This is a genomic window from Micromonospora sp. NPDC048843 (assembly GCF_040649965.1).
In the GTDB taxonomy this organism is placed as follows: Bacteria; Actinomycetota; Actinomycetes; order Mycobacteriales; family Micromonosporaceae; genus Micromonospora; species Micromonospora hortensis.
Genome location: NZ_JBEZGJ010000209.1, coordinates 1 through 11,248, shown reverse-complemented (window position 1 = coordinate 11,248; position 11,248 = coordinate 1). Strand labels below are relative to the sequence as shown.

The 11,248-nt window shown below is 64.9% G+C and carries 6 protein-coding genes and 1 pseudogene; 3 read left to right on the top strand and 4 right to left on the bottom strand.

All coding sequences use genetic code 11. The annotated features are described in order from the left end of the window. Positions 1 to 35: 35 nt before the first annotated feature. From AB0C20_RS31750 to AB0C20_RS31735, 4 genes are all read right to left on the bottom strand, one after another. Positions 36 to 392 carry a DddA-like double-stranded DNA deaminase toxin gene (locus AB0C20_RS31750; protein ID WP_357569369.1) on the bottom strand — a complete coding sequence of 119 codons (357 nt, stop codon included), beginning with the start codon at positions 390 to 392 and terminating at the stop codon, positions 36 to 38. Positions 393 to 532: 140 nt separating this feature from the next. After that, entirely contained in the window at positions 533 to 805 is a 273-nt protein-coding gene (locus AB0C20_RS31745; RefSeq protein ID WP_357569368.1) for a DUF6244 family protein, read from the bottom strand. Between the two features lie 377 nt (positions 806 to 1,182). Continuing rightward, on the bottom strand, positions 1,183 to 2,511 hold the full coding sequence (locus tag AB0C20_RS31740; protein WP_357569367.1) for a hypothetical protein: 1,329 nt from the start codon (positions 2,509 to 2,511) through the stop codon (positions 1,183 to 1,185). Between the two features lie 173 nt (positions 2,512 to 2,684). Then, positions 2,685 to 4,169 (bottom strand): HEPN domain-containing protein, encoded by a 1,485-nt coding sequence (locus tag AB0C20_RS31735; RefSeq protein ID WP_357569366.1) that lies wholly within the window; start codon positions 4,167 to 4,169, stop codon positions 2,685 to 2,687. A gap of 799 nt (positions 4,170 to 4,968) precedes the next feature. On the opposite strand from AB0C20_RS31735, the gene AB0C20_RS31730 reads away from it, so the two are divergent. From AB0C20_RS31730 to AB0C20_RS31720, 3 genes and pseudogenes are all read left to right on the top strand, one after another. Next, positions 4,969 to 9,366, top strand: a complete 4,398-nt coding sequence (locus AB0C20_RS31730) for an AAA domain-containing protein (protein WP_357569365.1) — start codon at positions 4,969 to 4,971, stop codon at positions 9,364 to 9,366. Between the two features lie 9 nt (positions 9,367 to 9,375). Continuing rightward, positions 9,376 to 10,194, top strand: a complete 819-nt coding sequence (locus AB0C20_RS31725) for a hypothetical protein (RefSeq protein ID WP_120723505.1) — start codon at positions 9,376 to 9,378, stop codon at positions 10,192 to 10,194. A 231-nt stretch (positions 10,195 to 10,425) separates the two neighbouring features. Then, a pseudogene (locus tag AB0C20_RS31720) lies at positions 10,426 to 11,133 on the top strand (IS5 family transposase); the annotation flags it as partial. Positions 11,134 to 11,248 lie beyond the last annotated feature (115 nt).

Genomic DNA, 11,248 nt, shown 5'->3' with positions numbered 1-11,248 from the left:
CGCGGCGACGGCGCGTCCCCAGGTGATGTCGACGCTCATCGCCGGATCCCTTCTCCTGTTCCGACGTACAGCTTATGGAGCCACGTGCGGTCGCCGTCGGTAAGGAACACCGTCAGGCGTGTTCCTTGCGGCAGGATCGTGGCGAGGATCTTTTCGCAGACCAGGGGTCTGATCGGATCGTCGCACGGGGTGTGATTGAGCACGAGCGTGGCCTCTGATGGGCTGCCGGGACGGCGCAGCACAGCGGCGGCCTGCGCCTCGGCGTGGTCCATCACGATGGCCTGAGCCAGCGGCGGCTTGAGTCCCACCCCCGCAGCGGGAAGCCTGCCCACCCTGATCTGCCGGCTGCGCAACCGACCATCTGACTCCGCCGAGAAGTCGGGATCGCCCATGATCGACCCGTCGGCGAGGAGAAACGCCTCGGTCTTGTCCTGCGGTTCGCTGCGACGCGCCAGACTCGCGGCCGCCCGAAGGACCGCCTGCGGTGGGTCAGCAAGTGCGGGTGGTCGACGGATTCCGCCGCCACCCGCGGTCAGTTTCCCAGACCGCCCAGCCCACGCACCCGCGTGAGGATCTCATCCACCTTGCCCGCTGACTGACCGGCCGCGACATCGGCTGCACCGAGCTGCTGTGAGCTGCGGTCCACCATCGCGGCAGTGCTCTGATCGGCGGTGCCCTGCAACGCCGCCTGGATCAACGCCCGCGCTTGGTGAAGCTCAGAGCCGGCAGCTCGTACCAGTTGCCGAGCCCGGTCAAGATGCGCTTTGGCTTGAAGAAGCCGACTGATCAACTCTGCCGCACTCACCCCAATCACTGTGCCAGACCATAGACGAACGCAGGTTCCCGTCATGATGCCGCTCGACGACAATCGTCGCGGATCAGACGGGCACGTCCGTAGCGCGGTAGGCGCGGCTGGGGAGTTCCAGGTAGCCGACTGTGGCGCGAACACTTCGCGGGGCACCGCGCAGAAAGCCAGCCGGTATAGATCGGGCGCTGGCAGCGAGTGCCTGTGGTCCAATGCGGTGGAGGAGGAGCGAAACCCAAGATTCAACCGCTTGACGCGTTGCACGGTGCTCGTTCCGTCGGCGCGGGAATGCCGTCCACGGCGCTGCAGGAGAGCCGCATGCTCAAGTGGGTGGCGCTGTGTTGTTCGGACGGCTACACCGACCGCTACGGGGAGCGTTATCGGGGCTCTGGTGTGGGCATCGCTGACGGCATCAGCACGGTCCAGTGCCCGTCGCCAAGACCTGTGTCGGTGTGCCATTCGCCGACCGCGATGATTGCCGCTCGTGTGCCATCGGCGTAGTCGACCGTGACGCGGCTGTCGTCATCCAGGTACCCGAGAAGCGTTGCGGTATCCACGACCTCCTGGGTGAGGTGATGCTGCTTGCGCGTGGTGGCCTCCAGCGATGTGACCGGTTCAATGGTTAGGACCACAGTGTCGCCATTGCGGCGCAGCCCGGTTACACGTGCAGCTCGGTAGGCCGATGTGGCGACCACCAGCAGCCGCGAGGGGTCCGCTCCTGAGAGTTTGGCGGCGATGGTGCGGGCGGCTTCGTCCTCGAGCAGGTCGGTGTAGTCGCTCGCTGGGTTGGTGCCCTTGATCCGGCGGACGTTGCCGTCAGGAACACCGAGGTTGATCAGGCGGTCCGCGATGTCGTCAGGACAGGGATTGACCACGTCGACCTGCGTGTCGGTGCCACGGAGTGTGTCGATGAACATGCCGGAGGTGACCAGGTCGGTCGGCGGCAGCGAGTAGCCGATCAGCGCGACCCGGTCGGCCGCACGCAGCGCCTCAGATGCCGAGCGCCAAAGCTCGCGGGTCACCGGGTTGTTGTAGAAGGCGGATTTCGCGGCGGCGGGCGGCACGATGAAGGGACTCCGGCCAGGCAGAGCTTGCCGGCGGCGGGACTCGTCAACGCCTTGTGGATCACCCCAGCCGCCCTGCAACTCCCAGCGTTGGATCGTGGCGCCGGAACTGTCGCCGGGCACCCAGAATGTATCCAGCGAGCCGTGCAGCTTCAGCAGCCTCAACGTGTCCGCGCTGCTGGCTACGATGAAGCCCGGCTGGCGGTAGAACGGCGGCACGTCGCGCACCAGCCGGAACGCGCGCGCGATATCGCCGACCGGCCACTGCCCCGGACGCAGGTGCTCAATGGTGTGCTCGATTAGCATGTCGTAGTTGAACGTGATCACGTCGGAGAGACCGGTGTGCATGAGCCCGACCAGACGTTGCAGCCACCAGTCCGGTTGTCCAGCGAGCACATTGAGCTGACACTCCTGAACGATCGTGTAGATGTTGTCGGTGACGTTCAGGAACAGCCCGTGGTTGCTGTAATTCTCATGATCGAGCAGATCTGGCTGAGGTTCGGCGAGCCGAGACAACCATGCCTCGAAATAGCCGCCTTTGAAGCCGCGCGGGGAACGGGCTGCCGCCGCAGGAAGGCGGCCGCGCACGAGGTTGCCTAACGCGTCAGTCAGTGGCATTTTGTCGGAGATCGCCAGCGACAAGCCAGCACCCAACACGAAGGCGGTTCGCAACAGACAACTCCGGTCTATCAGGAACGGAAACGGGCTTTACCATACGTGTCAAGCAGGGACAGCCAGCTCGACGGCATCCGACCCGACCGCCCGTCGAACGGTACCCTCCCATGCAGCACTGTCATCGCTGCGGAAGACGAGGCTCAGGAGTCGGTTCCCGTGGCGACCAGCCATTCGCGGGCGCTCCTGGCCGTCGCACGCAGCTGTGGATGCCTCTGCACGACCTCGCGCTGTCGCTCGGCGGGCAATCCGAGCTCGTGCAGCACGTTGAGGATCACGACTGCTGTGGTCACCTCCACAACGGCGATCAGCTCCTCGGTTGAGTGCTTCGGGGTCCCGCCCTCGTGCGCCAGGTCGTTCCGAGCCCGAGTGGTCCTCCTCGCCCATTGATCTACGTCCGGCATGAGCAGCCGGACCGCTTCAGCGTCAGGACGCGCAGCGAGCGCGTACAGCCGGTCCCGCAGAGTCGGGTCGTTGCGGATAACTCCTTTGAATCTCTCTCGGTCGCCCTCGGGCACGTGCGCCAACATCGCTTCGCGCATTGGCTTGAACTCATCGGCGGGCATAGGGCGCTCGTCGATGCGGAGACACCGATGCAGCACCTCAGCTGCTCCCACCGCTGTCAACAGATTGCTCTCTACATAGGGCGCCGGTGCGTAGCGAAGACCCAAGATCATATTGATCGCCAGCTGTAGCCGCCCGTGTGCCTCGCACCAGCGGGGAACGACCTCCTCGAACGGGAACGATGCGCACGTAAAGAACACGAGGTGGTAGTCGACTGCCTTGGCATCGTGCTTACCAAGCACCGAGGGCGAGTAGAGCACATCAGCACTTCGGCGCAGTGACGGCCGGTCACCACGCGCCACAGAGTCCGCGTTTGCCAGCTGCAGTCGCAACCAAATCACGCCGGCGGCGCGGTGTGTCGCGAGCGCGATCAGATCTTGAACCAGGCTGGCCGCCCCTATTGCGCCGCTCAAGGAGAACGGGTCCGTAGGAACGATTCGCAGGAACGCACTGTCGCGCATGCGGCCGACGGTCCCGCCCCTCCGCTGATCGAAAAACGGCAGTGTGTGCCGGTGCGAGAGGAGGAACTCAGTTCCATCGACCGTGATCGACTGGGATTCCGGCGGCTTCACGGAGATGCTTCCGCTTCCGTCTGGAGTGCCGTCGGCAACTCCCACGAAGCCCTCGAACGCCGACGAAGCTGCCCACAGCCCGAGGTCCTCGACAGACACCTCGGCCGCGGTGAACGCTGCGTCGTTCTCCCCGCTGACGTGCGCCCCGATGAGCGCCGTCGTCACCAACACCGTCTGCTTGTCTGGGCTCTTTACTCGCGCACCGAAGGTCCGCATGCTGCTCTTCGGGACGCAAGCGAGAAGGCTTATCTCGCGCTGCTCGGCCGCACCGTGAATGACGTCCCACGTCTGGTGCCCTTCGTGAACCAGAGCGAGGCCAGGAGAGGGGTTCGACACAATCCGGTCTTCGAACGCGCCTATCAACGAGAGCACGATGCCGTCCTCCGGCTCGTAACGCAGCACGCCAGGGATTCGCTCGTCAGGGTCGTCGGGGAGCCACCAGAGACCTGCCCACTCGGCGGACTCGTCGAGGTTCAGAGGATCATTGGCCATGAAGTTCGCTTTCGCTGGGGTAGGACATCCTGCGTCGCGGCCTGCTCGCCGGCCGGGTCGGCGTCCAGCAGGGTAACCATCTTGAACTTCTGTCGCTCGCCGCGGCGCGCAAGTGGTGCACCATCTAGCTGGCGGCTTAGCCAGGGCAATCGCGACGTCGGTGCGCATCGTCGCTACGCCAGCCTTACGGATCGCTGCCTGAGGAGGGTGACGTGGTTGCCGTGCTGGTGCGTATGTAGCAGCAGGACCGTAACCAACTCCTCAATCTTCTGCCCGGGTCACGCGCTTTCGATCCCCGGTGGCTATCGCTGGATGGCCAACACGATGTCGAATCTGTCCTACTTGCGCTGTCTTGGGATGGACCGTGACGGAGCCCCACGGAGGCAGTCCGGCAGTCTGGCCTCGTTGCCAGCGCCCGCATTCTTGACGGGCTTTGGGCAGCCGTCTGGTTGTCGACGACGGCAGCTGCCTGGGGTTGACTTACGGCGTCCTGTTCCGCCAACGGTGCCGACTCGTCATGTTGTGGCAGGTCGTAGGTGGCCGCAACAACGACGCCCGACATGAGGAGCAGGTTACCCGTCGGGTCCCGGCCGGTTTGTCGCGTCAAAGTGCGGCACAGCCGACGTCAACTTGCACCCGGTGCGCCGTCTCGAGGCGCTAGATGTCTCACTTCCGGCAGATGGTTGCCTTCAGTAGTTGATTGCGTGCATCCTGTTGGGCTGGGCGAGCCCGAGGAGGCATAGTGCCGGACCCCGTGTCCCCGACAAGTCCTACCGTCAGGCGTCTGACCCAAGGTCTCGTGGCGCACCTGCTCGCGCAGGTCAAAAGCAGCGAGCGGCCGAATCGCGACGCGATCGACGAGGCCAACACCTACTGGCTTCGTAGGCCACCACAAGACAACGCTCGTTCCCGCGGACCGGTCATCATGCAGGTCGCCTACCCTCCGCCACCTGAACCACCTGTACCCCCAACGGCGCTCCGTGACCTGCTAGACGGTACGGAGTACGGCAATGCCGAAGGCCCGCCACTCCAGCTCGTGACGAACGACAGCGGCCATCTAGCAACAGGTCCGGCAATCCCCGATTCCCTTCGGCAGGAGTACGAGGCCTGGCTCGCCGTGTGGACGAAGTGGGCCGAGCAGGAGCGCCGCGTAGGGGAGCAGCGCGCGACCTACACCTACCTGGAGCGACTTCAGCGCCTGGCACAGCAACGTGGCGATGCCGAGGAGCTTGTGCTCGGTGTCGGTCTCCTTACCTCCAGCGCCGCTGGCCGTTGGGCCATTCGACGGCACCTGCTGGTCTGGAACGCGGCCATCGTCGAGGACCCGGCGACCGACAGCCTGCAGGTCACCTTGTCCCTCGACCAGCGGATGAGGATCGAGGACCAGGACTTTCTCACGTCTCAAGACGGATACCGCGCCAAACCCTTCGAATCCCCTTGGTTCGATACCGGGGCGCAGCTACACCCCTTCTCACCGGAGGTGGTGCGCCTACTGCAACTCTGGCGGCGCCGTTGCTGGGAACGTCCTCTTCAGCTTGCTGACGACCGGTGGGAACCTCCGCTCCTCGACGAGGCCGACACGACACGGCTGACCCCCGCCCCAGCCCTATTCCTCCGCCGTCGTGACCGCAAGGGACTGGAACGGATTTACCGCACCATCGCTGACAGCCTTGAGGACGCAGACGCTCCTACCCCTCTCGGCCTGGCGCAGCTCGTGACCCCGATCGAGGCAACACAGCGCAGCAATTGGCTCAAGGGTGCAGGGCGGGATCGCCCGGTCACCAGCGACGACCCGCTGTTCCCTCTCCCGAGTAACCGAGAACAGCGCAGGGTGCTGGCCAAGCTCAGCGACGACACGACCGTCGTCGTGCAGGGCCCACCAGGCACGGGCAAGACACACACGATCGCCAACCTCATCTGCGCGCTGCTCGCCGACGGCCAGAGGCTGCTCATCACGAGCCAGAAGGACCAAGCGCTGCGCGTGCTCCGCGAGAAGTTACCCGAGTCGGTGAGACAGCTGTGTGTGCTCATGACGGGCATGCAACGGACAGGCACAGACGAACTCGACCGCAGCATCACCGCGCTGTCGGAGCTGTCCTCCACGATCACCGTCGACGAGCTACGTAGCGACATCACCCAACTTCGGCAACAGCGCGCCAGCCTGAGTGCTCGCCTCGAGCAGACGATCCGTGATTTGGGCGTGATCCGCGAACAGGAGTACGCGACCCACGAGCCGACCGCCGCTGGCTATGGCGGCACGCTCGCGCAGATCGTCGAACAACTGAACGCCGGCCGCGATCAGCACGGCTGGATCGAAACCCTACCCACCGGCGTCTGCCGGGATGCGCCCCTGTCGAACGACCAGGCCCAAGAGTTGTGGCGGCTTCTCACCTCCGCCACACCACAGCGCGCCGCACGAGCCCGGCAGTTCATTCCCGACTCCGACGAGGTTCCACACGCTGCGGACGTCGCCGCCATGATCGCCACCATCGCTCACGCTGAGCGGATCCTCGGCTCCGACCACACCGCCACCGCTTGGTCACTCACCACCCTCGACGACGCCAGCCTTGCTGAAATTCAGCGCCACGTCGTGGTTGCCACCGACGCCCTGGCATCCTGCGGACTACCCGACACGATCACTGACTGGGACGCCGCAGACTGGCGACGCAGAGCCGCCGAAGCGCTCCTGACCCGGCAAAGCCCCGCCTACTGGGAGGCCCTGTTCGCCGAACTGCGAGAGGTGGAGCCCCACGTACGTGCCCTCACGGCGCTCAACGACTGCGACATCGACCTGGGCACTACACCCCTCACCGCAGCCCACCTCAGCCGCCTCTCGGGCCAGGCCAAGCGTCTGCGTAGGCACATGGCCAATGGCCGACGCCTACGCCGCTACCTGCCCCCACGCGCCCAGCTCGACGCCACGGACCTACTGCAAAGCTGCACGGTTGACGGCGCCCCGCCCGCCACCACCTCAGAACTGACCGCACTGTCCACCTTCCTTCAGGCCGAAACAGCCGTCACCACGGCTCTGGAAGCATGGGCCCAGGTCGGCGTTCCGACGTTCCACGGGCCGCTACGCCGTCGAGTCGCACATCTCCACGACATCTCACACAACGCCTCGGCCCTGCGCACACTCGCCGCCGTGCGGGACACAGTGGAGCGCCTTCTACGCAGCCACGGAATCCGCTTCGCAGTCCGCAGCCCGCAAGATTGGGACCTCCTCGTCCGCATTGGCCACAACCGAACGACTATCACCGGGGCACGGCAGGCGTCCGAAGCCATCACTGAGCTCACCAACAGAATGCAGACATGGCGCCGGAACCCAGACGTCGCCCCCGAAGCCGCCGAGCTCAGCGTTGCTCTCGGAAGCAGCGACATCGACCGTTACGCGGCGGCCCGCCGACAGCTTGATCTGGCCAGGAGCGACAAGGACTCACAACAGCGCTGCGAACAGCTGCTCCAGAAACTCTCCGCCGCCCACCCGGCACTCGCCACCCAGATCAGCGAGAACCTCAACGATCCAACCTGGGGACACCGCCTCACCGACCTCGAAGCGTCGTGGGCCTGGAGCGCAGCAGCGGCCTACCACCAGATGATCCGGCCAACAGATACCGAGCAGATCCACGAGCAGCGCATCGGCGATGTTGAACTAGAACTCAACCGCGTGACCGCAGAGCTAGCTGGCAAACAGGCTCTGCAACACTGCCTGGAACAAATAACGGAAGAACAGCGTCAAGCTCTCCAGTCCTACAAGACCAACATGGGCGCCTACGGCCGAGGGCAGGGCAAGAACAAGGACCGGTACCTCACCGCAGCGTTCGAGGCGATGAAGAACGCCCAGCAGGCCGTCCCCGCCTGGGTCATGCCCCTATCAGCCGTGATCGACACCATCACGCCACGACCCAACGCCTTTGACGTCGTCATCGTCGATGAAGCCAGCCAAGCCAGCGTCGATAACCTCTTCCTTCTGTGGCTGGCACCACGAGTCATCGTCGTCGGCGACGAGAAGCAGTGCGCACCCGGTGCCAACTACCGAAACAACGACTCCGAGGCCGTCCAAGAGAGCCTCGACTGGCACCTAGCCGACATGGAACTGAACCTCCGCAACGGTTTCCTCCCCACCTCAAATCTCTACGAACTCCTAGCCACCCGCTTCTCCGATGTCGTTCGACTCTCCGAACACTTCCGATGCATGCCCGAAATCATCGGATGGTCCTCTGCGCAGTTCTACGACGGCAGACTTATCCCACTCCGCCAGTTCGGCGCCGACCGCCTCGACCCCCTCAGAGTCGTGCAGGTCAACGACGCCATGGAAGAGGGACAACGGGCAACCCTGCGCAACCAGGTCGAAGCCAGCGCCATCATCGATAACGTTCAAAAGATCATCGACGACCCGATGTGCCGCAACAAGACCATCGGCATCATCGCGCTGCAGAGCGGCAAACAGACTCAGATCCTTGAGAAGCTGCTCTACGAGCGCATCGACCCGGCCGACATACGCCACCGACAAATTCGAGTTGGCCAACCACCCGACTTCCAAGGCGACGAACGCGACATCGTCCTGCTGTCCATGGTCGTGACGAAGGCCAGAACGGCTCTCACCGGCCGCACCGAGCAGCGTCGGTACAACGTCGCCGCCAGTCGCGCCCGTGACCAACTCTGGCTGTTCACCTCGGTGCCCCCTAACAGCCTGAATCCCACCGACCTTCGCCACTCCCTGCTGACCTACATGCTCCACCCTCCGGCGACCTTCACGGTCGATCCCGAGCTCGATGACGTCACCCCCGACACCCGCACCGAACCCTTCGCCGGCCTGCTGCAGCAACGCGTCTTCCTGGAGCTGCGGCGCCGCGGCTACGCCGTAGTCCCGCACTACCCCGTCGACCACCGAGCCATCGATCTTGTCGTCGTCGGCGACAACGGCCGGCTGGCCGTCGAGTGCGACACACCGTCGCGGTACCGACAACCCGAGCAGGTCCAGCAGGAACTACACCGCGAGCGAGAGCTACGCCGAGCCGGTTGGCAGTTCATTCGCATCCGGGACAGCGAATACCTGCACGACCCCGCTGCCGCCCTCGAACCACTCTGGCAGCAGCTACAGCAACGAGGCATCGAACCCCGTTCGCTGCCCGCAGCACCACGCCAGCAGCCACGTTGGAGACCCACAACGCTGTCCGATGACGAAGACGACCTCTAGGAGACCCGCGTGCTCGAGAGTATCGACGACAACACCCTCGATGAGATCGCCCGAATCGCTTGTGGCGGCGACGACTACCCCGTGTATCGACGTGGGGCCGAGCTGCCCAAGCTTCTCCAACAAGCCGGCTGGGAGAACGTCGCGCCCTACAACGGCGAACAGCGCCGAAGCTGGCTCACCAACCAGCTCCGTCAACGTCGAGACGCAGCCGGGGCCATCGACGCGCTCGTCTGCCGCCTTGCTGACCGACGTGAGTACGTTCATCGCAACGAGCCCTTGGCCGCCGCCGAGGTCACCGAGCTACTCAACAGCATCCTCGCCATCGAAGGCTTCGAGATCGCACACAGCCAGGGGCGACCCGTCATTCGGCCCTACAAGCAGCCAGAGGACCAAGAGCAACAGTCACCAGACGTCATGCTCCACGTGGCCATGGCAGACATCGTCCGCGACGCCGACCTCGCGATCGTCCTTGAAAGTCGGCTCAACGAGGCACGTATCTGCGACCGCAACGGTGCCTACGCCAGCGCGATCATCATGCTCGGCAGCCTTCTGGAAGGCGTTCTCCTCGACGCCGTCAAGGCCCGCACGCCCAACGCACAAAAGCCTCTCGACAAGTGGACCCTGCACGAGCTGATCGAGACCGCCCACCATGAAAAGTGGATACAAGCCGACGTCCGCGGTTTCGCTGGAAAACTCCGCGAATACCGCAACCTCGTGCATCCCAACGCCCAGGTGAAGATCGGCCATGCTCCAGACCGCGATACTCTCAGCATGTGTTGGCCCGTGATCAACGCAGCCCTTAACGACTTGGCGGCCACCGCAACATGACACCGAGGCTGCGGCTGGCCGCTTGACGTACTCGACATGCCTCAAGAGATCCCGTGCGCCAGCGGGCCCCAGCCGTCGTCGGCCGGCTGACCAGCGCAGACATCGAACGAGGGCGGTGAACCTCGTGCACTGAGCGCCGAAGAATCCGACCGCTACGGCTGCCGGCACGTCGACCGGCTGAAGCGCGCCAAAGGCAGAAATTCTTAGCGGCGGCTCGCCGACGCCTGATTGATCTTGTACGTGGTGCGTACCGGTTGCGCGTGGCGTTACCTGCCGGTCGACTTCCCGCCGTGGCAGACCGTGTACGCGCACTTCACCCGGCTGAACAGTCGGGGCGTGACCGAGCGGATCCTGACCGAGCTACGTGAGCAGATCCGGGTGGCACACGGCCGCGAGCCCGAGCCGACGGCGGGGATCATCGACTCACAGAGCGTGAAAGGCGCCGACACCGTGCCGCGGGATTCCCGCGGTTATGACGCCGGGAAGAAGATCAACGGCCGGAAACGGTTCATCGTCACCGACACTCTCGGCCTGCTGGTCACCGTCTGGGTCCTGGCCGCGTCCTGGCAGGACCGCGACGGTGCCAAGGGAGCCCTGCTCGCCACCTACGCGGCCACCCCCATCCGGCACGTCTTCGCCGACACGGGCTTCGCCGGGCGCCTCGTCGACTGGGCCCGCGACCTGCTGCGCACCACCGTCGAGATCGTCCGCAAACCCGCCGACCAACGAGGGTTCGTCGTGCACCCCCGCCGCTGGGTCGTGGAGCGGACCCTGGCCTGGATCACCGCCCACCGCCGCCTGGCCCGCGACTACGAAACCCACCGCGCAACGTCGGAGGCCATGATTCGATGGGCCGCCCTCGGTGGCATGCTCCGCCGCCTTGCCCGAGGCGAAGCCGCCACCCGCCAACAACGCCGCACCTTCAACACACCCGACTGACAGCAATGTGAAACGCGCTTTGAGCAGGGCTGTTTTTCCGGTTCCGGTGAATCCCTCGACGATGATGACGCCGGGTTCTCCGTCTAACGCGCCGGTCAACGCTTGTTTGAGTAGT

Bases quoted from the DNA above. Each gene is read 5' to 3' on its own strand.
- AB0C20_RS31750 (WP_357569369.1), bottom strand. From the start codon at position 392: ATGGGCGATCCCGACTTCTCGGCGGAGTCAGATGGTCGGTTGCGCAGC.
- AB0C20_RS31735 (WP_357569366.1), bottom strand. From the start codon at position 4,169: ATGGCCAATGATCCTCTGAACCTCGACGAGTCCGCCGAGTGGGCAGGT.